This window comes from Billgrantia sp. NRB1, assembly GCF_056921725.1.
Genome location: NZ_CM167783.1, coordinates 2,513,352 through 2,539,033, shown reverse-complemented (window position 1 = coordinate 2,539,033; position 25,682 = coordinate 2,513,352). Strand labels below are relative to the sequence as shown.

The following is a 25,682-nucleotide window of genomic DNA, read 5'->3' as shown; positions in this document are numbered from 1 at the left end:
TATCTGATGTTTCCGGTGAAATCCATGCCCATGAGAGTGCTGTTCCGTTTCCTTCGCCCACGCCTGCTGCCGGTGATGCTGCTGAGCCTGGTGCTGGCGGTTCCCCAGGCGCTGGCCCAGGGCGTGCCCGCGCCGCAGACCATGATTCCGGCACCGCCGCAGATCGCCGCCAACTCCTGGATCCTCATGGATGCCGACAGCGGTCGCGTGCTGGTCGAGCACAGCGCCGATGAGCGCCTGCCCCCGGCCAGCTTGACCAAGCTGATGACCGCCTACCTGGTGGAGCGTGAGCTCGACCGCGGCAATATCGGCATGGACGACATGGTGCGGGTCAGCGAGAACGCCTGGCGGACCGGCGGCTCCAAGATGTTCATCGAGGTCGATACCGAGGTGTCGATCCGCGACCTGCTCTACGGCATTATCATTTCCTCGGGCAACGACGCCAGCGTGGCGGTGGCCGAGCACCTGGCCGGCGGCGAGGTGCCCTTCGCCGACATGATGAACCAGCACGCCACCCGGCTGGGGCTGCACAACACCAACTTCACCAACGCCACCGGCCTGCCGCATCCCGAGCAGTACTCTTCGGCCCGGGACATGGCGCTGCTGTCGCGCTACATCATCAACGACTATCCCGAGCACTACGCCGTCTATGCCGAGAGGTACTTCACCTACAGCGATATCCGCCAGCCCAACCGCAACCGCCTGCTGTGGCGCGACCCTACCGTCGACGGCCTGAAGACCGGCTGGACCACCGAGGCGGGCTACGGTCTGGTGGCCTCGGCCAAGCGCGACGACATGCGCCTGATCTCGGTGGTGATGGGGACCAGCTCCGAAGAGGCGAGGGCCCAGGAGACCCAGAAGCTGCTGAGCTATGGCTTTCGCTACTACGAGACGCTCAAGCTCTACGACCAGGGATCGGTGTTGAGCACCCCCCGGGTATGGGGCGGCGAGAAGAACGAGCTGCGCCTCGGCGTCGATGAGGACGTCCACATGACAGTGCCGCGGGCCCGTAATCAGGAGCTCAGTGCCCGGCTCGACATCCGTGCCGATCTGGCGGCGCCGATCGCCTCGGGTGACCGGCTGGGCACCCTGGAGGTGCTGCTTGGCGACGAGGTGGTAGGCGAGCAGCCGCTGATCGCGCTGGAAGCGATCGAGGAGGGCGGCATGTTCAAGCGCCTGTTCGACGAGGTGCGGCGCTTCTTCAGCAACCTGGTCGGTGGCTGGTTCGGCTAGGCTTTCGGCCAGGTTCGAGGTTCGAGGTTCGAGGTTCGAGGTTCGAGGTTCGAGGTTCGAGGTTCAAGGTTCAAGGTTCAAGGTTCGAGGTTCAAGGTTCGAGGTTCAAGGTTCGAGGTTCAAGGAACAAGCGACAAGGAAACCCCTTGTCGCTTGTGGCTGAAGGCGAATGCTCCCTCGCCCCTCGCCCCTCGCCCTCGGCTTGCGTAAAATGGCGTCACATCCGCGACTCATGAGTTCCGCAATGAGCGACAAGTCCCTGCGCGACCTGCGCCGTCCGACCGGCGGCAAGCCGCCGAAGATCAGCTTTCCCTGCGACTACCCGATCAAGGTGGTGGGTGATGCGGCTGAGGATTTCACCGCCGTCGTCTGCCAGGTGGTCAGCCGCCACGATCCCGACTTCGATGCGACGCGCCTGCAGGTGGTGGAGAGCCGTAACGCCCGCTTTCTGTCGGTGCGCCTGACCCTGAGAGCCACCGGCGAGGCGCAGCTCAAGGCGTTGTTCGAGGAGCTCAAGGCCACCGGCCGCGTGCATATGGTGGTGTGATGCCGCCCACCGAGACGCTCCCCCCTATCGCCCTGCATCGGCTGGGGCGCCGCCCCTATCGGCCGGTCTGGCAGGCGATGCGCGACCTCACCGACTCCCGCGATGCCGAAACCCCCGACCAGATCTGGCTGGTGGAGCACGACCCGGTGTTCACCCAAGGCCAGGCCGGCAAGCCCGAGCACCTGCTAATGCCGGGCGATATTCCGGTGGTGCAGACCGATCGCGGCGGCCAGGTGACCTATCACGGCCCCGGGCAGTTGGTGCTCTATCCGCTGCTGGACGTGCGACGTAGCCGCCTCGGCGTGCGTGACCTGGTGAGCGCCATCGAGAACGCCGTGATCGCGCTGCTGGCACAACACGGCGTCGCTGCTCGGGCGCGTCCCGAGGCGCCAGGTGTCTATGTGGGGGAGAACAAGATCGCCTCGCTGGGATTGCGGATTCGTCGGGGGGCGAGCTTTCACGGCGTGGCGCTCAACGTCGACGGGGATCTCGCGCCGTTCGACCGCATCAATCCCTGCGGCTATGCCGGCATGGCGATGACCCGGCTGGCGGATCACGTCGCCGACTGTCCCTCCGTCGAGGCGGTGGGCGAGCGCCTGGCGGCCTGCCTGGCGGGTGAGCTGGGGCGCAAGGTAGGGGGCTAGGCGCCCCTCGGACCTCGCCCCTCGAACCTCGCCCCTGTTTAGCCCACGTTGATGGCGTCGATGCGGTTGGGGTCGCTGGGCTGGCCCGGCACCTCGGCGGGGGCGGCCAGGCCCAGGTTGTTCTTCTCGAAGACCCGATCGGCGCGATAGCTGGAGCGGACCAGCGGCCCCGACGCCACCTCCATGAAGCCCTTCTCCAGGCCGATCTGGCGATAGTGCTCGAACTCTGCGGGCGTCACCCAGCGCTCCACCGGCAGGTGGTTGCGGGTGGGGCGCAGGTACTGGCCGAGGGTGACGATGTCCACGCCGATCTCGCGCAGGTCGTCGAAGGTGGCCAGGATCTCCTCCTCGGTTTCGCCCAGCCCCAGCATCAGGCTGGTCTTGGTCAGTACCTGGGGCCGGTGGCGCTTGGCGTGCGCCAGCACGTCCAGGGTCTTGCGGTAGCCGGCGCGGGGGTCGCGCACTCGCTGGGTCAGCCGCTCCACGGTTTCGACGTTCTGGGCGAAGACCTCGAGGCCGGCGTCGACCACGCGTTCCACGGCGGCCGGCTCGGCGTCGAAGTCCGGGGTCAGGGCCTCGACCACCACCTCGGGGGTGTTGGCCTTGATGGCGCCAATGCACGCGGCATAGTGGCCGGCGCCGCCGTCGGGCAGGTCGTCGCGGTCAACAGAGGTCAACACCACGTAGCGCAGCCCCATCAGCTCCACCGACTTGGCGGTGTTGGCCGGCTCTTCGGTATCGAGCCAGCCCTTGGGATTACCGGTATCCACCGCGCAGAAGCGACAGGCGCGGGTGCACACCGAGCCCATCAGCATGATGGTGGCGGTGCCGTTGCTCCAGCACTCGCCCATGTTGGGGCAGTGGGACTCGGCGCAAACCGTGCTCAGGCGATGGGTGCTGACGTTCTTCTTGACCGCCTCGAAGCGCTCACCCCCGGGAATCTGGGCCCGCAGCCACTGGGGCTTTCGCCCCGGCTCGGGGCGTTCCTCAGCCTGATGGCGCTGCTTCATGCCATCCTTGATCACGGCCATGCCGTGCTCGTTGCGGAATTTCTCACCGCTGGGGATGCGTTTTGAGGTGCTGTCGCTCATAGGGTGTGAGCCCCTCCACTCGGCGGCTGCCCGGGCCCTGCGCGATAGGCGTCGGGAGCGGTGAGCACGCTCCGGGGGCGCAGGGCAGGCAAATTGATACGTTGGTCGCAGGCCCGTAATCTACCACAGTCGCATCGTCAGGTGACAGGCGGGGCGTGGTTCGCGGGGCTATCGCAGATAGTTTCCTTTGTAAAACTGCGATAGCCCTCGCCAGAGCCGCCAGCCGTCGACGGGTCAGGGTGGTGAGATTGGCAGGCACACCACGCCGTGGTCGGGCATGGGACGCGCCGGGGCCTGGAAGTGGGCGCTGAACTCCCCGAGTCGCTCGCGCACGAAGCGCAGGAAGAGCTCGGTCACCGGGGTCGGGAAGCGGTCGCGAGGGTAGACGGTGCACCAGGAGCGGCGCAGCGGGAAGCCTGGCAGCGGCAGCTCGTCCAGCAGGCCGGAGGCCAGCTCCAGCTTCACCGCCAGCCGCGGTAGAATGGCCACGCCAAGATGGGCCATCACGCCCTGCTTGATCGCTTCGTTGGTGCCAAGCTCCATGGTGTGGTCCAGGCTCACGTCCTGTTCGGCGGCCAGCTGCTCGAAGGCCGTGCGCACCCCCGAGCCCGGTTCGCGCATCAACAGGTAGTGCTGAGCCAGGTCCTCCAGGGTCGGCGCCCGCTGGGCCAGCAGCGGATGGCCCGGCCAGACCACCGGGATCAGCTCGTTCTCCAGGATCGGCATGAACACCAGGTTGTCGTCGTCTTCCGGTACCATGGCCATGATCACCAGGTCGTCGCGCCGTGCCGCCAGCCGCTCCAGCGCCTGGCTGCGGTTACATACCTGCAGGCGTACCTGGATGTTGGGGTAGTGGGCGCGGAAGCGGGCGATGAGGTGGGGCACCACGTACTGGGCGGTGGAGACCGCCGCCAGGTTGAGCTCCCCCGAGATGGTGCCGGCCATGTCGGAAAGCGCCATCTGCAGCCGCGACACCTGACCGAAGATCGCCTGGGTGGATGCCGCCAGCGCGTCGGCCGCCGGCAGCACGTGTAGCGTCTTGCCGGCGTACTTGAACAGCGGCTGCCCCAGGACCTGCTCCAGCTGGCGTATCTGGGCGCTCACCGCCGGCTGGGTCAGGCCCAGCTGTTCGGCCGCCCGCGAGTAGGACTGCTGGCCGTGCACGGCCTGAAAGACCTGCAGCTGGCGAAAGGTCAGACGATTGAGCAGCCTTGGCGTGGTCATCGGTGAATCCGCTGGGTAGAGTCGCAGGCGGGCGGCACGCGCGGCCGCCGCTCCCTTTTCATGCTAACACCGGCCGCTGGCGGCGGCCATGTCCGCCACCCTGGCCATCGAGGAGCGCGCTCATGCAAGATCCCCTTTCTTTCCCGCTCCGGGGGGCGCCGTGGCGGGGAGTCTTGATGGCATCCACGGGGCTGGCGTCGCTGCGTGGGGTGCAGGCCTGCCGCGAGCTGGAGCTCGCCTGGCACCCCGGCGGCGGCGAATCCGAACAGTCCCTGACCGCCAGGGCCCTGCGACTCGGCTGCCAGGCGCTGCACCCGGGGGAGGCGGATTCCCCCACCCAGCTCGCCCTGGCACGCGCCTGTCGCGAGGCCGGGCTCACCTTCATCGGCCCCCGCGAGCCGCTGGTCGCGGCGATGTGCGATGCCCAGGCGATTCGCCAGCTGATGCGCGAGGCACAGCTGCCGCTCGCCGATGCCGCCGATGCTTCGCCCCGGCTTCACCTGCCGGTGCTGGTCGACCGGGAGCAGCGTGCCCTGGCGCTGGTCGAGCATGAGATCGTGGCCAATGGCCAGGGGATTGCGCCCAGCGAGCGCCTGACGCCCGAGCAGCGTGCCTATCTCGGCCAGCTGGCGGTGCAGGGCGCCCGGGCGGTGGGGCTGGTGGGGCTGGCGACCCTCAGCTTTACCCTCGACGGTAACCGGCTGGGCTTTGCTGGCATGCGCCCCGGGCTGAGCGGCCGGGAAGGCCTCGCCGAGGTGCTGACCGGCCTCGACCTGGCCGTCGAGCAGCTGCGTCTGGTGGCCGGCGAGCGGCTGCGGCGCCCCCGGATCGGTCCCATGGGACACGGGCCGGGGCGGCCCGGTCAGGCGCGGCTGGTGGTGCTGCTGGGCGCCGGCCGCATCAGCGGCGGCCCTGGGGTGCGGCTGGACCAGCCTTCCCAGAGCGACGAGGCGCGGCTGCTGGTATGGGGGCGCGACCCGGCGGAGGCGCGGCGCCGTGAGCGCCGGGCCCTGGCGGAGTGGAATGACGCCGGTATCGGTCATGCCAAAGTGCGATGAGCTTAAGAAAAATGAACTAAAAAAATCGCCGGCAGCGGCTGCGCATTGGTGGCATTAGGCGTATCCTTGCTATATTGCAATGCAGCATAGTTTCTCCCTCCTGGCGCCGGCAGCTCCGGCCCAGCGAACCTAGGAGCCATACATGAACCCCCTGATGCCGACACCGCCCGCAGAGGCGATGAGCTTTCTGGACCCCTTCGGTTTCGGCCGCGCCGCCTTCGGCTACTGGCGAGACGCCGTCGAGCGCAGCGTGCTCTACATGGATGTGATGCGCCAGCGCGGCAACCAGTACCTCGAGCATATCGAGAAGACCAAGCCCAATGTGCTCGGCTTCGACGCCGAGGTCGTCATGGACGGTCGCGAGCTGCCGCGACCGGTGAACTACGAGCTGATGCGTATCCTGCCTCCGGAGGGTACCGAGATCGACCTCCAGGCTCGCCCCTTCGTGGTAGTGGACCCGCGGGCCGGTCACGGGCCGGGAATCGGCGGCTTCAAGCCCGACAGCGAGGTCGGTGTGGCGCTGCGCGCCGGGCACCCCTGCTACTTCATCGGCTTTCTGCCCTATCCCCAGCCGGGGCAGACGGTGGAGGATGTGGTCGAGGCCGAGATCGCCTTCCTGCGCTGCGTCGTGGAGCGCCATCCGGACTCCTCGGAGAAGCCCATGGTGGTGGGCAACTGTCAGGCCGGCTGGCAGATCATGATGGCGGCCTCGCTGGAACCCGACCTGTTCGGGCCGATCCTGATCGCCGGCGCACCGCTCTCCTACTGGGCCGGTGAGCGGGGTGGCGCGCCGATGCGCTATTCCGGCGGCATGAGCGGCGGCAGCTGGATGACCTCGCTGCTCAGCGACATCGGCGACGGCGAGTTCGACGGCGCCTGGCTGGTGCAGAACTTCGAGCGCCTGAATCCGGCCAACACCTACTGGACCAAGCAGTATCGGCTGTTCGCCAATGTGGACAGCGAAGCCGAGCGCTACCTGGAGTTCGAGCGCTGGTGGGGCGGTCACGTGGTGCTGGGCGGCGAGGAGATCCAGTACATCGTTGACAACCTCTTCGTCGGCAATCGTCTCTCCACCGCGCAGCTGGTCACCTCCGACGGGCGGCGCATCGACCTGCGCAACGTGCGTTCGCCGGTGGTGGTGTTCTGCTCCCAGGGTGACGACATCACGCCGCCGCCTCAGGCGCTGGGCTGGGTGCGCGACCTCTACGAAGGGGTCGATGACATCATCGCCAGCGACCAGACCATCGTCTATTGCGTCCATGACAGTACTGGCCACCTGGGCATCTTCGTGTCGGGGAGCGTGTCGCGCAAGGAGCACGCCGAGTTCACCGCCAACATCGACTATATCGACGTGCTGCCACCCGGCCTCTACGAGACCACCGTGACCTCGGCGGCGGAGCGCAGCGACGCCGAGCTGCTCGAGCGCGACTACCTGCTGGAGTTCAAGCCGCGCACCATCGAGGGGCTCAATCGAGACGTCATCGCCCACCGGCCCGAGGACGATACCCGCTTCGCCGCCGTGGCGCGGATCTCCGAGATCAACCTGGGGCTTTATCGACTCTTCGTGCAGCCTTGGGTGCGCGCCGCCATCACCCCCGAGGCGGCGAAGTGGATTCGTCGCACCCATCCGATTCGCCTGGGCTACAAGCTGCTCTCCGATCGCAACCCGCTGTCGGTGCCGCTGCCGGTGCTGGCCGACTGGGTGCGCAGCGACCGTCACCCCGTCGACGATGACAACGTCTTTCGGCTGATGGAGGGCATCGTTTCCGAGCAGATCACGCGCGGGCTGAACGCCTGGCGGGATCTGCGCGATCAGGCCACCGAGCGGCTGTTTCTCGATCTCTACGGCCAGCCGCTGCTGCAGGCCATGGTGGGGCTAGGCGGCGACGCCCATGCGCATCGCCGTCGCCCCGGAAGCGAGCCGGAGCATCGCCGCTTCATCGAGCAGCGCCAGGCCCAGCTGCGCGAAGAGGTCGCTGAGGGCGGCAGCCACGAAGCGGTGATGCGGGCGGTCATCCATGTGCTGGGCGGCTCGCCGACCACCGACGAGCGCAACTTCAAGCGGCTGCGCGCCTCGCGGGCGGAGCTGGAGCCCGGCAGCACCCTCGCCGACTTCAAGCATCTGGTGCGCGAGCAGTTCTTCATCCTCAAGCTGGACCGCGAGGCGGCGCTGGCGGCGATTCCCGAGCTGCTCAAGGGCGAAAGCGCCGACGCCATCCGCGGTCACCTGGAGCACATCGACCACGTCCTGGCGGCCAGCGGCGACCTGCCCTCGCACGCTCAGGAGCGCTACCGGCACATTCGCGAGCTGTTCGGCGTGGCGCTAGAGCGCGTCGAGCCTGCCGACCAGCGCCAGGCCCTGGCCGAACTGCAGGCCGAGGTGGAGAGTGGCGCCAAGGCCCAGTCGACGGCCCAGAGCGAGTTCGAGAAGCACTTCGCCGACAACCCCGCCCCGGCCAGAGGCAAGACCGCCGCGCCTGAGCCCAAATCGGAGCCCGAGCCCGATAAGGCGGAAGTCGAGGCGCCGGCCGCCGCGCCTAGCCCCGAGCCCGAGACTGAGCCCGAGCCCGGTAAGGGGGAGGCCAAGGCGCCGCCCGCTGCAGCCAGCGCCAAGTCCGGTGACGCGGCCGCCAGCGCTCCGGACGCCGAGCCCGCCGTCAACAAGCCGAAGCGTCGCGGTACCGGCAAGAGCGGGCAGCCCCGTAAGCCGCGCAAACGCTAAGCCGCTGACCGCTTACGCCTCCGTCGATTCGTCGTCGGAGGCGTCTGCTTTGCGGGCTCGGGGTTTGCCGGATACGGGGTCGGCCGTCTAGGTTCTAGAGGACCGGCGACGTGTCGGCCGTCCCGGCGCGACTGGCGCGACAGCAACGGCTGGGGTAGGGTAAGCGGATTTTTCACCCGGCAAATCGCCCCGCGGCGAGCGCCGGGACAGAACCGTCAGGCGCCGGCCACCGGGCCGGTACCGTGCAGAAAGTGGAGCACTATGGGCAAGTCACTGGTCATCGTCGAGTCGCCGGCCAAGGCCAAGACGATCAACAAATACCTCGGCAACGAATTCATCGTGAAGTCGAGCGTGGGTCATATCCGTGACCTGCCGACCAGCGGCTCGGGCAAGGCAGCCTCCGACCCCAAGGAGCGCGCGCGCCAGGCCGCGGCGACACGCAAGATGTCCCCCGAAGCGAAGGCCGAGTACCGCAAGCGCAAGTCCCGCGAGCAGCTGATTCGGCGCATGGGCATCGACCCCGAGCACGGCTGGGAGGCCCACTACGAGATACTGCCCGGCAAGGAGAAGGTGGTCGCCGAGCTCAAGAAGCTCGCCGAGAAGGCCGATGCCGTCTATCTCGCGACCGACCTCGACCGCGAGGGGGAGGCGATCGCTTGGCACCTCAAGGAGACCATCGGCGGCGACGCCGAGCGCTACAAGCGGGTGGTGTTCAACGAGATCACCAAGAACGCTATCCAGGAGGCCTTCCAGGAGCCCGGCAGCCTCAATGTCCCGCGGGTCGAGGCGCAGCAGGCGCGGCGCTTCCTCGACCGGGTGGTGGGCTTCATGCTCTCGCCGCTGCTGTGGGCCAAGATCGCCCGGGGGCTGTCCGCCGGGCGCGTCCAGTCGGTGGCGGTGCGGCTGATCGTCGAGCGCGAGCGGGAGATCCGCGCCTTCGTGCCGGAGGAGTTCTGGGACGTGCACGCCGACCTGCTGCCGGTGCCGGCCGCGGGTGGCGACGCGGCGGAGCCGATCCGCTTCGAGCTGGTCCGCCAGGACGGCAAGCCCTTCCGGCCCACCTCCGAGGCACAGACCCTGGAGCGCATCGCCGCGCTGCGCGAGGCCAGCCTGGCGATCACCTCTCGGGAGGACAAGCCGACCCGCTCGAAGCCCGGTGCCCCCTTCATCACCTCGACGCTGCAGCAGGCCGCCAGCGGCCGGCTGGGGTTCTCGGTGAAGAAGACCATGACGCTTGCTCAGCGCCTCTACGAGGCGGGCTACATCACCTATATGCGGACCGACTCCACCAATCTCTCCCAGGATGCGGTGGGCATGGCGCGGGAGCATATCGATCAGGCGTACGGCAAGCGCTACCTGCCCGAGTCGCCCAACCGCTACTCCAGCAAGGAGGGCGCCCAGGAGGCCCACGAGGCGATCCGTCCCACCGACGTGCAGCGCAAGGCCAGCGACCTGTCCGGCATGGAGCGCGACACCGAACGCCTCTACGAGCTGATCTGGCGTCAGTTCGTGGCCTGCCAGATGACCCCGGCGGAGTACCTCTCCAGCACCCTGACGGTGGCGGCGGACGGCTACGAGCTCAAGGCCAAGGGGCGGGTACTCAAGTTCGACGGTTACACCCGCGTCATGAAGCCCGCCGGCAAGAACGAGGACCAGGCGCTGCCGGATCTCGCCGAGGGCACGCCCATGCACCTCGAGCGGCTCGACCCGCGGCAGCACTTCACCAAGCCGCCGGCGCGCTACACCGAGGCAAGCCTGGTCAAGGAGCTGGAGAAGCGCGGCATCGGCCGCCCCTCCACCTATGCCTCGATCATCTCCACCATCCAGGACCGCGGCTACGTCAAGCTGGAGAACCGGCGCTTCTACGCCGAGAAGCTCGGCGACATCGTCACCGAACGGCTCAAGGAGTCGTTCCCCGACCTGATGGATTTCTCCTTCACCGCGCGCATGGAGGACAGCCTCGACGAGGTGGCCGAGGGCGAGCGCAACTGGCGCGCGCTGCTCGACGCCTTCTACGCCGAATTCAAGAAGGAGCTCGAGGCGGCCGAGAGCGAGGAGGGCATGCGGCCCAACCAGCCGGTGCCCACCGATATCGACTGTCCGACCTGCGGGCGCAAGATGCAGATCCGCACCGCCTCCACCGGGGTCTTCCTGGGCTGCTCGGGCTACAACCTGCCGCCCAAGGAGCGCTGCAAGACCACCATCGACCTGCTGCCCGGGGAGGAGGCGGTGGCCGCCGATGCCGACGAGGAGGCGGAAACCGAGGCGCTGCGTGCCAAGCACCGCTGTCCCAAGTGCGGGACCGCCATGGACAGCTACCTGATCGACGAGACCCGCAAGCTGCACATCTGCGGCAATAGCCCCGACTGCGACGGCTATGAGGTGGAGCAGGGCCGGTTTCGCATCAAGGGCTATGACGGCCCCACCATCGAGTGCGACAAGTGCGGCAGCGAGATGCAGCTCAAGTCGGGCCGCTTCGGCAAGTACTTCGGCTGCACCAACAGCGAGTGCAAGAACACCCGCAAGCTGCTCAAGAGCGGCGAGGTGGCGCCGCCCAAGATGGATCCCATCCCCATGCCTGAGCTCGAGTGCCAGAAGGTCGACGATCACTATGTGCTGCGCGACGGCGCCAGCGGCCTGTTCCTGGCCGCCAGCAAGTTCCCCAAGAACCGCGAAACCCGCCCGCCGCTGGTGCGCGAGCTGAAGGCCCACGCCGATGAGCTGCCGGAGAAGTACCACTTCCTGCTCAAGGCGCCAAGCGAAGACCCGGACGGCCGCCCGGCGCAAATTCGCTTCTCGCGCAAGACCAAGTCCCAGTACGTGATGACCGACGAGGGCGGCAAGGCCACCGGCTGGAAGGCGACCTTCGATAACGGCAAGTGGCAGGTGGAGGACAAGCGCAAGTGACCCCGCGATCCCGTACCAACCAGCTGCTCTATCAGGCCGAGCTGCTGCTGCAGGTGGCCCCGGGCAGCGACGAGCACGCCGAGGCGCGGCGCATGGCGGCGGAGGAGGGCGCGCTCGCGCTCTTCGAGCTGGCGCTGCAGTCGCTTTTGCGCGAGGTGACCGAGCATGCCGCCCTCGAGCGTCACGACTGGCGCGAGCTGCTGGGCCCCGAGGGCGAGTCGGTGGCCGAGCTGCAGCGCCTGCGTGAGCTGGCCGCCCGGGAGGGCAGCTGGCTTAACTGGCTGCTCGCCAAGCTCGAGGCGCTGCACTCAAGCGACGGCGTCGCCCGGCGCGCGAGCGGTGCCGCGGCGGGCCTGATCGCCGTGGGCAGCGCCGCCGCCCTGGGCGACGAACTGCTTGGCTGCCTGCGCGAGGCCAAGGCCGAGATCGCCGCGCTGCGCGAAACCAGCCAGGAGTGGTGATGCCCGCGAGTTAGGCGCCTTCGCCCGGCAAACCGGCCTCCCACAAAGAAGTCGGCCACCGTTGGCAACTTGGCTGTGGGAGGGCGCTTCAGCGCGCGAAGCAGCGCGCAGCGCTGCCAATGGGGTGCCTGCGGCCCCTTGACCTAGTATCTTTCAAACAGTCGTTTATACTCGGGGCCATCCGCCACCCACCGGGCACTCGATATGAACGCCAACGCATGGACGCGCCTGTTCATTTCCCCTCTGCTGGTCCTGCTGCTGGCCTCGCCCCTCGCCGGTGCGGCCGAGCTGGGGCTGGACCCCCGCCTGCTGCCCGGCGGTGAGGCCGACCTGCCCGCCCTGCAGCAGGAACTGACGCGCCTCGCCGCCGGGCGCACCGCGCCGTCACTGGTGCCGGCGCCGCCCGGCGGCGGGGCCCGGCTACCGGGCTTGGCGCGGCTGGAAACGTCCGCCTTCCTCATCGCCACCAATCCCTTCGCCCTGGAGCCCCTCAAGGGTGCCTCCCGGGTGCTGCTGATCGGCCCGCCCGGTGCGGTCGAGCCTGCCAGCGAGGCCCTGGCCGCCGAGGCCGACGCCCGCGGCATCGCCCTGGTGTCCCTGGCCGTGGACCCCTCGCGACTGCCCGCCGGCGCCGAGCTGGAGGGGGCCGACGCCGCCCTGCTGCTGGCCCTGCCCGAACACGATGCGCCCGCCCAGCGTCGGCTGCTAGACAAGCTGGCCGCCGCCGGCGTACCCGGGGTGGCGCTGACCGATGCCCGACACGTCGAGCGTGGCGCGCTGCTCTCCTCGCCCGGGGCGCTGGACCTCGATGCCTGGCGGCGCCGCCTGGCACTGCGGCTGGACGACCTGGCCGCCGGGCGCCCGCCCGAACCCCTCGATGACCGTCCCCCGCTGGACCGCGTCTGGCTCAACCTCGAGGCCGCCGCGCGCCTCGACTGGGCGCCCAGCTTCACGCTGCTCAGCCAGGCGCGTCTGCTGGGCGAGACCGCTGCCCTGAGTGGGGAGCGGCTTGCGCTCGGCGAGGCGGTGGCCCTGGCGCTCGCCGACAACCTGGGCCTGGCCGCTTCCCGCCAGGCGGTGGAGGTGGACGCCCATGAGCGCGATCTGGCGGCGTCGCGCTATCGCCCCAGCCTCTACCTGGAAGCCACCGGGCGGATGATCGACGAGACCCGTGCCCGTGCCGCCCTGGGCCAGGAGCCGGAGCGTCGGGTCGCCGGTGGCCTGGTGCTCGAACAGCTGCTCTTCTCCGAGCCGGCGCTGGCCGCCATCGCCATTGCCGACAGCCGCGATCGCGCCCGGCGCGCCGAGCTCGAGGTGGAGAGCCTCGACCTGGCGCTGGAGGTGGCGCGGGAGTTTCTCGACCTGCTGCGCCTGGAGGCGAGCCGTCAGGTCCTCGAAGCTGACCTCGACCTGGCCCGGGCCCAGCGCGACCAGGCGGTGCGCGGTGAGCGTGCCGGCGCCGTGGGACGTGGCGAGGTGGCGCGCTTCGAGGCGGAGCTGACCCAGGCCCGGGAGCGTCTGGAGCAGGCGGTGGCCGACCGTGAGCGGCTGGCCATTGCCCTGAACCGACGCCTCGGCCGTGACCCCGATGCCTCGCTCCTGCCGGTCGAGCCGGACCTGGACAGTCAGGAATGGCTAGGCGGCGACGCCCGCTTCGATGCGGCCCTGGCCACCCCGACGAGTCTCGCCGCCTGGCAGCAGCGGCTGGTGGAGCGCGCCCTGCGTGACTCGGCGGAGCTCGCGGCGCTGGGCGATCTGCGCCGCGCCGCCGAGCGGGAGCTCACCTCCCGCCGCCGCGCCTTCTGGCTGCCCCAGGTGGGCCTCGAGGCCCGCTACACCAGCGAGTTCTCCCGCGGTGGCCAGGGCGAGCGGGCGCCCTGGGAGTCGCCCCATCCCTCCGTTCAGGCCGGTGTCGCGGCCCTGGAGGGGGCCGGGGTGGCGCTGCCCGAGACCGGCCGCGACCAGTGGAGCCTCGGCGTTTCGGCGCGGCTGCCGCTCTACGCCGGCGGCCGGCGCAGCATCGAGCGCGATCGCAGCGCGGCACGTCTGGAGCAGCTGGCGCTCGAGGACGCCGAGGCGCGCCTGGGCCTGGAGGCCCGGCTGCGCGCGGCCAGCGTCGAGCTCGCCGCCGCCTGGCGGCGCATCGCGTTGCGCGACGAGGCGCTGGGCCACGCCGAGGAGGCCCTGGCCCTGGCCGAGGCTGGCTGGCGCGAGGGTGCGCTGCCCCAGGTGGCGCTGCTCAATGCCCGCACCAGTGCCCGCCAGGCGGGGCTGGCCGCCGCCGAGGCGCGCTGGCAGGCATTGCAGGCGCTGGTGCACCTGCAGCGGGCGCTAGGCGTGACCCCGGGCCCCATGACGGCCGAGGCCCGGGAGCGGTTCCTGGCCGTGCCCCATCGCACCCAGACTGAAGGAGAGTGGCCATGATCATTCGAGCGGCCCTGCTCGCGGGGCTGGTGCTGCTGGCCGGCTGCGCCGACGAGCCGGTGGAGGAGGCGCCGCTGCGCCCGGTGCGTACCTTGACCGTGGAGGCTAGCGGGGCGGCCGGTGAGCGCGAGCTGCCGGGGCGCCTGGAGGCAGCCGCCAATCGGCGCCTGAGTTTCCGGGTGGCGGGTCAGCTCGAGGCCTTCGAGGTGGCGGTGGGAGAGCGGGTGGAAGCCGGCCAGCCCCTGGCCCGCCTCGAAGCCACCGACCTGCGCCTGCAGCGCGACCGCGCCCGTTCGGCCCTGGCCGGTAGCCAGGCGGCGGCGGCCAACGCCGAGGCTGAATGGCAGCGCGCCCGGCGTCTCTATGAGGCGGGTAGCGCCACCGCCCGGGATCTCGATGCCGCCCGGGCCCAGGTGGAGGCGGCGCGTGCCCAGCGCGACGGCGCCCGGGACGCCCTGGCCCTGGCCGAGCGCCAGCTCGGCTTTGCACGCCTGGCCGCCCCCGGCGATTGCCGGGTGGCCAGCCGAGTGGCCGAGGCCGGCGAGAACCTGGCCGCGGGCCAGCCGGTGCTGGTGCTGGCCTGCGGCGATGAGCTGGAGGTACGGGCGGCGCTCTCCGAGGACCTGTTGGATGAGCTGGTCGTCGGGGCGCCGGTGCAGGTACGCCTGCCCCTGGCCGATCTGATTCTGGCTGGGGAGGTCGCCGAGATCGGCCTGCCGGTGGATCCCCGCCAGGCCACCTGGCCGCTGCGGGTTCGGCTGGTCGATCTTGCCGAGTCGCAACGCGAGCGGCTGCGCCCCGGCATGGCGGCGGAGCTGACGCTGCCCCTGGGCGGGCCCGGCAGCGGTGTCTGGGTGCCCATGGCGGCGGTTCAGCAGGATATCGACGGCCACTTCGTCTATGTGGCGGAAGAGAGGGTGGCCGAGCCCGATGAATCGGTGGGCCAAGCTGTCAACAACGGCCGCGAGGCGAGGGTGGCGCGCCGCGCCGTGACCCTGGGCGGGCGCCATGACGAGCGCCTGGAGGTGGTGGCGGGGCTAGACCCAGGCGAGGCGCTGATCGTGGCGGGGATGAGCCGGCTCCATGACGGCATGCGGGTGCGCCTGCTCGATCACCATCGCGTCGATGGGGAGGCCTCACCGTGACCCTGACCGAGGCCGCACTGCGCTACAACCGGGTGACCATCGCCGGGCTGCTGGTGGTGCTGCTGGGGGCGGTGATCAGCTACCTCTCCATCTCTCGGGCCGAGGATCCGGCCGTGACGGTGCGGGTGGCCCAGGTGGTCACCTACCTGCCCGGTGCGACCCCGGAACGGGTCGAGCAGCTGGTCAGCGATCCGCTCGAGACCGCCATCATGGAGATGCCCGAGCTCGACTACGTGGAGAGCACCTCCCGGGCCGGGGTCTCCATCATCCGCGTGGAGCTGCGCCCGGACGTCAAGGACGTCCAGGCCGGCTGGGACAAGCTGCGCCGCAAGGTGGGCGATGCCCGGGGGAGACTCCCCGACGAGGCCCTGGCGCTCATCATCAACGACGAGTTCGGCGACGTCTTCGGCATCATGCTCTCGCTGACCGGCGAGGGCTATGAGCAGGCGGAACTCAAGGCGGTGGCCGACGATGTGCGCGACCGGCTCTTGATGCTCGACGACGTGGCCAAGGTCAATCTTCACGGCTACGCCGAAGAGCGCATCTTCCTGGAGTACCGCGAGGCGCGTCTGGCCGAGCTCGGGGTCTCGCCCCAGGGGCTCGCCCAGCTGCTGGCCGCGCGCAATATCGTGCTGCCGGGCGGGGCGATCCGTACCGGCGACGAGCGCCTGGTGCTGGAGCCCACCGGGAACTTCACCCATATCGACGAGATCCGTCGGGCGCTGCTGCCGCTGCCCGACGGTACCCTGGTGCCCCTGGGCTCGCTGATGGAGGTGCGCCACGGCTACGCCGAGCCGCCGATGACCCGCTACCATGCCAATGGCATCCAGGGGCTCGCCATCGCCATCGCCATGCGCGAGGGGGGTAATATCCTCGACCTGGGCGAGCAGGTCGAGGGCGCCATCGAACGCCTCGAACGGGAGCTGCCCGTGGGCCTCGCGTTCGAGGTGCTGGCCAACCAGCCCGACCGGGTCGAGGAGCGCATCAACGAGTTCCTGGTCAATTTGTTGCAGGCGGTGGCCCTGGTCTGCCTGGTGATGCTGCTCTTCCTGGGGCTGCGCACCGGGCTGATCGTGGCGAGCCTGGTGCCCTCGGCGATACTCGCCTGCCTCGCCTTCATGGGGCTCTTCGATATCGGGCTGGACCAGGTGTCGCTGGGAGCGCTGATCATCGCCCTGGGCATGCTGGTGGACAACGCCATCGTCATGGTGGAGTCGATCCAGGTGTCGGCCCGGGAGAGCAAGAGCGTGCGCCAGGCGGCCCTGGACTCGGCGCGGCAGCTGCGCTTCCCGCTGCTTACCGCCTCGCTCACCACGGCGGCGGCCTTCCTGCCCCAGTTCCTGGCCGTCTCCGACGTGGGGGAGTACACCCGCTCGCTCTTCCAGGTCGTCACCATTACGCTGCTCTCCTCCTGGCTGCTCTCGCTGACCATGATTCCGCTGCTCTGCGTGGCCTTTATCAAGATCAGGCCGCAGGAGAAGCGCGAGCAGGATGGCGAGACCCTGGAAGAGGGGGAGGAGAGAGCCGAGCCGCGGCCCGCGCTCTCGGCGCGTCTGGCCGAGCGGATCTACGCCGGCTACCGCCGGCTGCTGCTGGCCCTGCTGCGCCAGCGCGCCCTGACCCTGGCCGCGGTGGCCGGCCTGCTGGCGCTGGCCTGGCTCGGCTTCGGACCCCTGCCCAAGATCTTCTTCCCCCAGGCGGAGCGCACCATCGTCACCGCCGAGCTGCGCCTGCCCTTCTCGGCGCCCATCGAGCGCACCCGGGCCGTGGTGGAGGAGGTCGAGGCCTTTCTGGCCGATGAGCTTGCCGCAGAGCGAGACGAGCAGGGCGACTGGGTCCGCGACGGGGTCGAGCGCTGGGGCAGCTTCATCGGCTTCGGCGGGGAGCGCTATATCATCAACCACGCCCCGGAGCCGCCGAGCCCCGAGTACGCCTTCCTGCTGTTGCAGACCAACCGCTGGCAGGCGGTGGACGGGGTGATCGAGCGCCTCGACGGCTGGCTCTCCGAGCGCTTTCCGGATCTGCAGGCCACCGTGGCCGCCACCAGCTTCGGCCCGCCGGTGACGGTGCCGCTGGCGGTGCGGATCTCCGGCGACGACGAGGCGACCCTGAGGCGCATCGCCGAGGAGGTGCGGCAGCGGGTCACCGAGGCGCCCGGCACCCGCAACGTGCGCGACGACTGGGGGGAGTGGATCAAGCGGCTGCGCATCGACGTGGATCCAGCCCGGGCGCTGCGCGCCGGCGTCACTGAGCGCGACGTGGCGCTGAGTCTGCAGACGGCGCTCTCGGGGATGACGGTGGGCACCTTCCGCGACGGCGACACCCTGGTGCCCATCCAGCTGCGCAACGAGCGCGGCGAGGCGCGCACCCCCGACGACCTGGAGGGCGTCACCGTGCTGCCCGCTGGGGGCGGTTCAGGGGTGCCCCTGGCCCAGGTGGCCCAGGTCGAACTCGACTGGGGGCCGGCGCGCATCCTGCGCCGGGATCGCTTCCGTACCATCTCGGTGGAGGCGGAGCTGGCGCCGGGCGTCACCGCCGCCGGGGTCGCCGGTGAGCTGCGCCCCTGGCTGGAGGCGCAGCAGGCGAGCTGGCCGGAAGGCTATTTCTTCGAGTTCGGCGGCGAGGTCGAGTCGTCCCGGGTCGCCACCGACTCCATCGCCGAGAAGCTGCCCATCGGCGCCATGGCGATCCTGCTGCTGCTGGTGGTGCAGTTCAACTCCCTGCGCCGGCCGCTGATCATCCTGGCCACCATCCCGATGTCGCTGATCGGGGTGATCTTCGGGCTGACCATCACCGGCTCCCACTTCGGCATCATGACCTTCCTCGGGGTGGTGTCGCTGGCCGGTATCGTGATCAACAACGCCATCGTGCTGATCGACCGCATCGATCTGGAGCGTGAGCACCTCTCGCCCCAGGAGGCGATCCTCGAGGCAGGCCGACGGCGCCTGCGCCCGGTTCTGATGTCGACGCTGACCACCAGCGGCGGCCTGCTGCCGCTCTGGCTGGGCGGCGGGCTGCTCTGGGCGCCCATGGCGATCACCATCATCTTCGGTCTGCTCGCCGCCGCGCTGATCACCCTGTGCGTGGTGCCGGTGCTCTATTCGCTGCTGATGCGGGTGTCGTTTCGCGGCGATCGTGCCCGGCAGGCGGCGGCGGGGCATGAGCGCCGCCACGACAGCAGGGGCGGTTCTGTGTCAGGCTGAGGTCCTCATCAAGAGTCGAGGCCATCCGCATGGAGCGTGTCGCCATCTTCGTCGACGTGCAGAACGTCTACTACACCAGCCGCGAGGCCTTCGGCCGGCACTTCGACTATCGCGCCTTCTGGAGACGCTTTGCCGCCGGGCGCGAGGTGGTGGTCGCCAACGCCTATGCGGTAGAGCGCGGCGACCCTCGGCAGCGCCAGTTTCAGACGATCCTGCGCGACATCGGGTTTGACGTGAAGCTCAGGCCCTTCATCCAGCGTCGCGACGGCTCCGCCAAGGGCGACTGGGACGTGGGGATCGCGCTGGACGCCATGGAAGCGGCGCCGGAGGTGGATAGGGTGGTGCTGGTCTCCGGTGACGGTGACTTCGACCTGCTGGTGGAGCGGATGCGCCGTCGCTATGGGGTGGTCGTGGACGTCGTCGGCGTCGAGTCTCTCACCGCTGCCTCCCTGATCCGCGCCGCCAGCGCCTTCGTCGCCATAGACACATCCTTGCTGCTGTGAGCGCCGTTATGCCCGCGTTGTGGTGGTGGCGCCTTGTCGTTGATGTGCATCAATTCACGTCGTCAGGGTTCGGCTAAGCTCTCATTAGGGTATGAGACTTCAGAGCCATCGCGCTTCGAGCGCGGCCGCATCCATGGGGAGAAGAGACGATGCGCTTTCATCAAGTGAAGGAACTGGTGAGCTGGGCGGCCGATTTCCATCGCCGCATGGCCGACTACTTCGGCGAACGGGCCGCAGGCGGCGTCGATGATCGGGTGCGCATGGCGCTCGACTATCTCGCCGAGCGCGAGCGCAAGCTGCAGGCCGACCTGGAGGGCTATTTCGACGACGGCAGCGACCACAGCAGCGTACTGGAGACCTGGTTCGACGACCCGGCCGACTTTCCGCACCCGCCGGTGCTCGAGCGCTTGCCCGAGGGCGGCGACGCAGATAGCGTGCAGAGCGTGCTGGCCACGTCCCTGACCGCCCACCGCATGCTGCAGGACCTCTACGCCCACCGCAGCGAGCTTGCCGGCGGTAGCGACGAGAAGCAGTTCTTCGAGGCGCTGGCCGCCGGCCACGAGGCGGAGGTTCGGCGGGTCGCCCGTGACATTCAGCGTCTCGAGGATTACTGATCTTTGCGGTAATCTGGGGGTCAACGTTGTCGAAAGTCCAAGGAAACCAAGGAGCATGCCATGACGGATCTGATCCTCTCCCCCAAGATGCTGGGCTACTGGACCCGTGAACAGCTGCATGACGCCCCGGACGAATCCGGTATCTACTGCGTCTTTCGTGCCGCCAAGGACCCCGAGAGCGAGGAGATGGACGTTCAGGAGCTGCTCTACGTTGGCGAGCACCGCAGCGCTCGCTACGGCCTGGAGCACCATGGTGACCACGACAAGTGGCAGACCTTCCTGCAGCCGGAGGAGGAACTCTGGTACGCCGTGGGCCTGGCCGGCCATGCCAATCGCGAGCGGCTGGCGGCGGCGATGATCAACGCCCACAAGCCGCGCTTCAACAACGACAGCCAGTATCGTGACCACTTCCCTTTCGATGAGACCACGGTTCACATCTACGGCAAGAAGAACAAGCTGCAGAGCATCTTCACCGTGGAGCGTCAGGAGTAGCGGGGCCGTCTTCGAGCGGCATCCGTTCCCGCCAGAACACGCCAGAACACGAATAGCACAGTGTGACCCCTTCGCCCCGGCAGCTCCCCTGCCGGGGCGAAGGCGTTCTGGAGCCCCCGCGCCGGTTTTGCGGCGCTATGCCGCGATAGCGATTAGGCTGTAGGTTCGGGTATTGCTGAACCAGATCCGGAGGTGGCGATGACGGCCGATGAGCGAGTCGACAGGATGCACCCGCAACTATTGACGACCCTACAGCCGCTGCTCGAGGCGCCACCAGGGCCCGACGACGACATTCTGGAGGTCCATGCCCTGCTTGAGGATGCGCGGCGCGCCCGGGCCACGGACATCCACCTCGATCCCGACGAGGCCGGCTGGCGCATCCGCCTGCGCATCGACGGGCGGGTGATCACCGCGCAGCGGATCGATGCAGGGCAGGGGGCGCGCCTGGCCAATCAGTTCAAGGTGTTGGCGGGGCTCAATCCGGTGCGGGCGCTGACCGCCGACGAAGGCGGCTTCAGCTACGTCTCTTCCGAGGCGGGCGATGACGAGAGCCATCTGCGGGTCTCGGCGGTGAGCTGCATGGCCGGCGAAAAGCTGGCGATTCGCTTTCTCGAGCGGCCGCGGGCCTTTGCCGATCCGCTGGCGCTGGGCATCGGCCGCGAAGGCGCCCAGGGAATTCGCCGCTGGATGGACGCCACGGCCGGCATGCTGCTGGTGGCGGGGCCCACCGGTGCCGGCAAGACCACCACCCTCTACACCCTGCTCGACGAGCTGGCGCTGTCCGATAGCCACGTCATGACCCTGGAGGACCCGGTGGAGTATGAGCTGGCCGGCGTCAACCAGGTGCAGGTCGATACCGCCAACGGTCTCGATTTCGCCAGCGGCATCCGCGCCATGCTGCGCCTCGACCCGGACTATCTGCTGATCGGCGAGCTGCGCGATCCCGAGTCCGCCCAGGCGGCGGTGGGCGTGGCGAGCAGCGGCCGCTCGCTGATGAGCACCCTGCACAGCCGCGATGCGGTGGGCGTGGTGTCGGCGCTGCGCCACCTGGGGGTGGCCGATGCCCAGATCGGCGCCAACCTGGGGCTGGTGGTGGCCCAGCGGCTGGTGCGGCGGCTCTGCGAGGCGTGTCGCGAGCGGCGGCCCATCTCAGCCACCGATGCCGAGTGGCTGGCGGCGGTCGACCTGCCGGTGCCCGAGCGCGTCTGGTCGCCGGTGGGCTGCGCCCAGTGCGACGGCCTGGGGTACCGGGGACGCACCGGGGTGTTCGAGATCTGGCAGCCAACGCCCGAGGATCAGGTGCGTATCCTCAGCCACGCTGACGAGGCCACGCTGCGACGGGCCCTGATCGCCCGCGGCGAGCGCCTGATGTTCGCCGCGGGCATCGCCAAGGCCGAGGCGGGGGTCACCACCTTGCGCGAGGTGTTTCGCATGGGCGCCATCCTGTCGGCCTGAAGAACCAGGTACGAGGAGCGAGGAGCAAGGGGCAAGGAGTTCTGTGGGACAGGCCCTCATTGATGCCTTTCCCTCGTCCCTCGCCCCTCGCCCCTGTCACGGATGACGCAGCGCATCAGGTTCGCCCTCGCCGGCCAGGGCATCGCGCTCGGCCGGACTCAGCAGGGCATTCAGGTCCAGCCCCGCCGCCTCGCTGGCCGCTTCCAGGGCGTGGGCCCAGGTGGCGCGATTGGCGAAGAGCATACCGAAGGTGTCCAGGGTCCCCCCGCGGTTGCGATAGCCCAGGAAACGCGATCCCGCGCCGCTGTCCAGCGCTCTCAGCACGCCACACAGCGCCTCGGGCCGGCAGTGGCCGAGAAAGACCCGGGCGCGCACTTCGGGCACCAGAGTGCTCAGTCGGCACTGGCTTAGGGTGGCCTGGGCCTCCTGTTCGTCGCGGGCCTCGCGCAGCTTGCCGGGCTCCTGGATGACGAACAGGCTGGTCGCGACCCCCGCATCGGTCAGTCTGGCCAGCGCGCGGCGCAGCTCGACCAGCTGGTAGGCCCCGACGGCGAAGAGCTGGACCCGGGCGCCAGGGGCCTCGTGCAGGCAGAGGATGCCGTCCTCGCCCAGCCTGACGGCCTGGTCGGCGGTGAGCGCCACCGGCACTGGGTTTTTCGGCACCACCATCACCGCCACGCGGCCGCGAGTTTGGTAGAGGCCGCGCAGCGCCTGGACGGCGCTGGGGGCGTCGACCGGAAACAGCGTGGGGGCCACGTCGTCCATTTCGCCGAGCCACGCCTCGCAGAGGGTGGGATCCTGATGGGACTGCTCGTTCTTGCCGTTCTCCCAGGTGTGGGAGCTGGCCAGAACCGGCACCGTCAGCCAGCCAGGCTCGCGTTCGACCTCGCACTGATGCCTGGCGAAGAGGACTTCCTGTCGCATGGCCCCGAGCATCTTGACCGCGAAGGCCTCGTAGCTGGCCACCAGGTTGAGCCCCTGCTTGTTGGCCAGCGCCGCGCTCACCACCGCCTCCTCGTTGAGGGCGGTGATCACGCTGCCGTTCAGCGCCTCGGCGACGCCGGGCTCGGGGTCAGTGACGCGGTGCAGCAGCCGGTCGAGGGTGTGGTTGAGGCGATTGGAGCGCATCTCGTCGGGGTTGCCGACCCGCACCCGCAGCGCGGGGTTGGCCGCGACCAGGGCGCAGAAGGCGTCGTCGATGGCGGCCATGGGCGACACCGCCTCGCCGAGGGAATAGGCAGCGAGGGGCGGCAGCTGGGGCAGCGGCGGGCAGGGGGAAGCCAGCGGATGGTCGCGCTCCTTGACACGGCCGCTGTCGGCGTGATTGTTGAGCCGGTCGATCGCGGCCCGCAAGGTCTCCAGCGGCACATGCAGGGCGGCGGCGCCCTCATGGAAGCGGGCGCGTGCGGCGGCGTCCTGTGCCGGGTTGTCCACCAGCGGCAGGTTGTGGGCGGCATTGGTGCCGGCGCCGGGAAAGCCGAACCCCTTGACGGTGTCGGCGATCAGGTAGGGCAGGCGTAGCGGATAGCGCGCGCGACCGGCGGCCAGCGCTTCCACCTGCTCGTCCAGCTGCGCCTCGGCGGTGAGAATGCCCCATACGAAGGCCGCCGGGTCGCGGCCGTCAAGGGTCAGGGGGGTGAAGCCATTGAGGGCTAAGTGCTCCTCGAACCAGTCGGTGCCGCCGGACTGGCTCATGGTGGTGCGCTGGTCGATGCGCCGGCCATTGGCAATCATCACCGGGACCACCGGGCCGCTGTCCTCGGCGCGCCACCAGCGCGCCGCCCAGTCGCTGCCGCGCTGCTCCTCGAAGGCGCCGTCGCTGAGGAATGCCACCAGGGGCTGGCCGGGTAGCGGCATGTGCACGTATTGCAGGCCGGCAAAACCGAGGTAGCCTCCCTCGCCGGTGCCCCCCGCGGTATGGGCGTTGACATGGCTGCCGAGCGGAGATTGCGGACGGCCGCTGGCGTCCACGCCGCAGTGGTAGAAGTCGTTGACCAGTTGCGTCAGTCCCGTGTCGTCCAGGCTATAGCGTTCGGCATGGCCCGGTGTCATGTTGTCCACCAGCAGGTTGAGGGCATCAATGGCGGCCACGCAGTGTCCTTGGCCCATGCTCCAGCTGCGGGTGATGTCGGTCAGGCTGTTGGCGGCCAGGTAGCCCACGTAGGCGGGTACCATGTTGAGCGCGCCGCCGGTATGACCCTCGGGAGAGGGCTTGAAGTCCTCGGCGCCCAGGGCCGTGCCGTCCAGGCGCACACGGCGGACATAGGTCATGTGGGCCACCAGCCACATGCCCATGTTGGCCAACTGGTCGGCGGCGCGCAGGCGCTGCAGCCACACGCGACGCTGCTGGGGGTCTTGGGCGTGACGCTGCAGCAGCTCGGCGATGCGCTCCTGGGTCGTCGGGTCATGCTGGATCACGCCGTGGCCCTTGGCCCAGGCGAGAAAGTCGGGATCCTTGGCGAGTCGGTCGAAACGCGGAGATGATGGCTTGCCGTCGGTCGGTGACATGCAGATAGCTCCTTGATCAGCATCGGGTCCGACAATCGAACCGGGCATGGGTCAAGCCTAGGGCGGAAGGGCCGTGCTTCGCAATGGCGAAGGCCCGAGGCCCAGGGGAGGCGCCTCGAGAGCGCCTCTGAGGACAAGAGGGAGGATGTTGATACTGCGTTGCGGTTTTCGCCTGACAGAGGTGGGGTAGATGCGCTATAACAGCCCAGATTTCCGATGACCCCTATTCACTCTTTTCGAGCTACCGTCCGATGCCATCCCTTTCACGCCGTCGTTTTGGCCTGTTGGCCCTGTCGTCGCCGCTAGCGCTGCTGGCGGCAGGCGAGGGCGCCCGGGCCGACCTGATTCAAACCATGTTGACCCGGGCGCATCTGCCGCGCCACGACGATGAGCTCTGGGTGCTGGTCGACGATGCCGATGCCGCCCTCAGCGTGTTTCGCGGCAACTATCTGGTCGAGCGTTTTGCGCCGGTCTCGCTGGGGCGCGGGGGGGCCCAGACCTCACGTCTGCGCGGCAGCAACGTGACGCCGCTGGGGGAGTTTCGGGTCAACCGGTTCAACTGGGAGAGCGACTGGAATATCTTCATCGGCATCGACTACCCGACGCCGGCCCATGCGCGGATGGCGCTGGAATCGGGGCTCTACACCCAGCAGGATTATGAAGACTATTTCACCTACTATCGACGCCGCGGCTACCCGCCCCAGACCACGGCGCTGGGTGGGGCGATCGGCATCCACGGCCTGGGTCGCGCCGACCCCGAGGTGCATGCCAGCTTCCACTGGACCCAGGGCTGCGTGGCAGTGACCAACGAGCAGATCGAGCGCCTGGCCGAGCTAATCAATGTTGGCACTCGTGTCGTGATCCGCTAGGCTCAAATTGCGCAAGGGACGTTTCGAGCTATGGACAAGCGCCGTTGGCTATTATAAAACAGCGTTTGACTCCTGTGCTTGGCAGCAGTCGCTGCAAGAACCTGCATGAGCAGGATGCCTGACCTCAGGTAACGATGCCTGAGTCGGGTGACATCAACGCCTCTGCACTCTAAGGTGTGCAGTACCAAGGAAGACTCAAGGAGAACATCATGACACTGAAGACCACCCTGAAGCTGACCGCCGCCGCTGCCTCCATGGCAATCCTGGCGGGTTGTGCTACCAACGCGGCGCTGGACGAAGTGCGTCAGACCGCGGAATCTGCTCAGGCCGACGCTGCTGAAGCACGCAGCATCGCCATGCAGGCGCAGAACACCGCCAACCAGGCTCAGCGTGACGCCCAGGCGGCTCTGCAGATGTCCGAGCAGAACCGTGAGGAAATGAACCGCATGTTCCAGCGCACCATGCAGAAGTAATTCTGCTGGCGCCATGTCCTCGCCCTCGGGCGAAGGCATAGGACTGCAAGAGAAAACCCCGCCTCGGCGGGGTTTTCTCGTTGTGTATCCGTGGTCTGTCTTTCAAGGC

19 protein-coding genes are annotated in these 25,682 nt (G+C 69.0%); 16 read left to right on the top strand and 3 right to left on the bottom strand.

All coding sequences use genetic code 11. The features are described 5' to 3' along the window. Positions 1–30 precede the first annotated feature (30 nt). The 3 genes from ACZIYR_RS11515 (at position 31) to lipB (ending at position 2,424) form a co-directional block, all read left to right on the top strand. A complete protein-coding gene (locus ACZIYR_RS11515) occupies positions 31–1,233 on the top strand; it encodes a D-alanyl-D-alanine carboxypeptidase family protein (protein WP_473033931.1) in 1,203 nt (400 codons plus the stop codon). A gap of 244 nt (positions 1,234–1,477) precedes the next feature. Continuing rightward, positions 1,478–1,780 carry an HP0495 family protein gene (locus ACZIYR_RS11510; RefSeq protein ID WP_483526795.1) on the top strand — a complete coding sequence of 101 codons (303 nt, stop codon included), beginning with the start codon at positions 1,478–1,480 and terminating at the stop codon, positions 1,778–1,780. After that, positions 1,780–2,424 carry a lipoyl(octanoyl) transferase LipB gene (gene lipB, locus ACZIYR_RS11505; RefSeq protein ID WP_483526794.1) on the top strand — a complete coding sequence of 215 codons (645 nt, stop codon included), beginning with the start codon at positions 1,780–1,782 and terminating at the stop codon, positions 2,422–2,424. Before ACZIYR_RS11510 ends, lipB begins: the two co-directional genes overlap by 1 nt. Positions 2,425–2,462: 38 nt before the next feature. Here lipB and lipA read toward each other — a convergent pair whose 3' ends face one another. Continuing rightward, complete coding sequence (gene lipA / locus ACZIYR_RS11500) at positions 2,463–3,515, bottom strand: lipoyl synthase (protein ID WP_483526793.1); 1,053 nt, start codon at positions 3,513–3,515, stop codon at positions 2,463–2,465. Positions 3,516–3,749: 234 nt separating this feature from the next. Further along, complete coding sequence (locus ACZIYR_RS11495; RefSeq protein WP_483526792.1) at positions 3,750–4,739, bottom strand: LysR family transcriptional regulator; 990 nt, start codon at positions 4,737–4,739, stop codon at positions 3,750–3,752. Between the two features lie 176 nt (positions 4,740–4,915). Between ACZIYR_RS11495 and ACZIYR_RS11490 the strand changes: the two genes are divergently transcribed. The 11 genes from ACZIYR_RS11490 (at position 4,916) to ACZIYR_RS11440 (ending at position 21,723) form a co-directional block, all read left to right on the top strand. Next, the gene (locus tag ACZIYR_RS11490) at positions 4,916–5,797 is read left to right on the top strand and encodes an ATP-binding protein (RefSeq protein WP_483526791.1); all 882 of its coding nucleotides are present in this window, start codon (positions 4,916–4,918) and stop codon (positions 5,795–5,797) included. 142 nt (positions 5,798–5,939) lie between these two features. Next, positions 5,940–8,519, top strand: a complete 2,580-nt coding sequence (locus ACZIYR_RS11485) for a DUF3141 domain-containing protein (protein ID WP_483526790.1) — start codon at positions 5,940–5,942, stop codon at positions 8,517–8,519. Positions 8,520–8,780: 261 nt separating this feature from the next. Next, positions 8,781–11,426, top strand: a complete 2,646-nt coding sequence (gene topA / locus ACZIYR_RS11480) for a type I DNA topoisomerase (protein ID WP_483526789.1) — start codon at positions 8,781–8,783, stop codon at positions 11,424–11,426. Further along, entirely contained in the window at positions 11,423–11,887 is a 465-nt protein-coding gene (locus ACZIYR_RS11475; RefSeq protein ID WP_473033924.1) for a DUF6586 family protein, read from the top strand. The genes topA and ACZIYR_RS11475 overlap by 4 nt, the downstream gene beginning before the upstream one ends. A gap of 204 nt (positions 11,888–12,091) precedes the next feature. Next, complete coding sequence (locus ACZIYR_RS11470) at positions 12,092–14,311, top strand: TolC family protein (RefSeq protein ID WP_483526788.1); 2,220 nt, start codon at positions 12,092–12,094, stop codon at positions 14,309–14,311. Beyond that, positions 14,308–15,456, top strand: coding sequence for an efflux RND transporter periplasmic adaptor subunit (locus tag ACZIYR_RS11465; protein ID WP_483526787.1), 1,149 nt, complete (start codon positions 14,308–14,310; stop codon positions 15,454–15,456). Before ACZIYR_RS11470 ends, ACZIYR_RS11465 begins: the two co-directional genes overlap by 4 nt. Next, entirely contained in the window at positions 15,453–18,659 is a 3,207-nt protein-coding gene (locus tag ACZIYR_RS11460) for an efflux RND transporter permease subunit (RefSeq protein WP_483526786.1), read from the top strand. Before ACZIYR_RS11465 ends, ACZIYR_RS11460 begins: the two co-directional genes overlap by 4 nt. A gap of 29 nt (positions 18,660–18,688) precedes the next feature. Continuing rightward, positions 18,689–19,162: a LabA-like NYN domain-containing protein gene (locus ACZIYR_RS11455; RefSeq protein WP_473033917.1), complete on the top strand. Its 474-nt coding sequence runs from the start codon at positions 18,689–18,691 to the stop codon at positions 19,160–19,162. Between the two features lie 149 nt (positions 19,163–19,311). Then, positions 19,312–19,776, top strand: a complete 465-nt coding sequence (locus ACZIYR_RS11450) for a 2-hydroxyacyl-CoA dehydratase (protein WP_473033916.1) — start codon at positions 19,312–19,314, stop codon at positions 19,774–19,776. A gap of 60 nt (positions 19,777–19,836) precedes the next feature. Next, entirely contained in the window at positions 19,837–20,268 is a 432-nt protein-coding gene (locus ACZIYR_RS11445; protein ID WP_473033915.1) for a hypothetical protein, read from the top strand. A 198-nt stretch (positions 20,269–20,466) separates the two neighbouring features. Beyond that, positions 20,467–21,723: a GspE/PulE family protein gene (locus ACZIYR_RS11440; protein ID WP_483526785.1), complete on the top strand. Its 1,257-nt coding sequence runs from the start codon at positions 20,467–20,469 to the stop codon at positions 21,721–21,723. Between the two features lie 96 nt (positions 21,724–21,819). On the opposite strand, the gene ACZIYR_RS11435 is transcribed toward ACZIYR_RS11440, so the two are convergent. Continuing rightward, complete coding sequence (locus tag ACZIYR_RS11435; protein ID WP_483526784.1) at positions 21,820–24,231, bottom strand: phosphoketolase family protein; 2,412 nt, start codon at positions 24,229–24,231, stop codon at positions 21,820–21,822. Between the two features lie 251 nt (positions 24,232–24,482). Between ACZIYR_RS11435 and ACZIYR_RS11430 the strand changes: the two genes are divergently transcribed. After that, on the top strand, positions 24,483–25,100 hold the full coding sequence (locus tag ACZIYR_RS11430) for a L,D-transpeptidase family protein (protein ID WP_473033911.1): 618 nt from the start codon (positions 24,483–24,485) through the stop codon (positions 25,098–25,100). A gap of 209 nt (positions 25,101–25,309) precedes the next feature. Further along, positions 25,310–25,573: an Lpp/OprI family alanine-zipper lipoprotein gene (locus ACZIYR_RS11425; RefSeq protein ID WP_238975064.1), complete on the top strand. Its 264-nt coding sequence runs from the start codon at positions 25,310–25,312 to the stop codon at positions 25,571–25,573. Positions 25,574–25,682: the final 109 nt, after the last annotated feature.

Bases quoted from the DNA above. Each gene is read 5' to 3' on its own strand.
- ACZIYR_RS11515 (WP_473033931.1), top strand. From the start codon at position 31: ATGAGAGTGCTGTTCCGTTTCCTTCGCCCACGCCTGCTGCCGGTGATG.
- ACZIYR_RS11510 (WP_483526795.1), top strand. From the start codon at position 1,478: ATGAGCGACAAGTCCCTGCGCGACCTGCGCCGTCCGACCGGCGGCAAG.
- lipB (WP_483526794.1), top strand. From the start codon at position 1,780: ATGCCGCCCACCGAGACGCTCCCCCCTATCGCCCTGCATCGGCTGGGG.
- lipA (WP_483526793.1), bottom strand. From the start codon at position 3,515: ATGAGCGACAGCACCTCAAAACGCATCCCCAGCGGTGAGAAATTCCGC.
- ACZIYR_RS11495 (WP_483526792.1), bottom strand. From the start codon at position 4,739: ATGACCACGCCAAGGCTGCTCAATCGTCTGACCTTTCGCCAGCTGCAG.
- ACZIYR_RS11490 (WP_483526791.1), top strand. From the start codon at position 4,916: ATGGCATCCACGGGGCTGGCGTCGCTGCGTGGGGTGCAGGCCTGCCGC.
- ACZIYR_RS11485 (WP_483526790.1), top strand. From the start codon at position 5,940: ATGAACCCCCTGATGCCGACACCGCCCGCAGAGGCGATGAGCTTTCTG.
- topA (WP_483526789.1), top strand. From the start codon at position 8,781: ATGGGCAAGTCACTGGTCATCGTCGAGTCGCCGGCCAAGGCCAAGACG.
- ACZIYR_RS11470 (WP_483526788.1), top strand. From the start codon at position 12,092: ATGAACGCCAACGCATGGACGCGCCTGTTCATTTCCCCTCTGCTGGTC.
- ACZIYR_RS11465 (WP_483526787.1), top strand. From the start codon at position 14,308: ATGATCATTCGAGCGGCCCTGCTCGCGGGGCTGGTGCTGCTGGCCGGC.
- ACZIYR_RS11455 (WP_473033917.1), top strand. From the start codon at position 18,689: ATGGAGCGTGTCGCCATCTTCGTCGACGTGCAGAACGTCTACTACACC.
- ACZIYR_RS11450 (WP_473033916.1), top strand. From the start codon at position 19,312: ATGCGCTTTCATCAAGTGAAGGAACTGGTGAGCTGGGCGGCCGATTTC.
- ACZIYR_RS11445 (WP_473033915.1), top strand. From the start codon at position 19,837: ATGACGGATCTGATCCTCTCCCCCAAGATGCTGGGCTACTGGACCCGT.
- ACZIYR_RS11440 (WP_483526785.1), top strand. From the start codon at position 20,467: ATGACGGCCGATGAGCGAGTCGACAGGATGCACCCGCAACTATTGACG.
- ACZIYR_RS11435 (WP_483526784.1), bottom strand. From the start codon at position 24,231: ATGTCACCGACCGACGGCAAGCCATCATCTCCGCGTTTCGACCGACTC.
- ACZIYR_RS11430 (WP_473033911.1), top strand. From the start codon at position 24,483: ATGCCATCCCTTTCACGCCGTCGTTTTGGCCTGTTGGCCCTGTCGTCG.
- ACZIYR_RS11425 (WP_238975064.1), top strand. From the start codon at position 25,310: ATGACACTGAAGACCACCCTGAAGCTGACCGCCGCCGCTGCCTCCATG.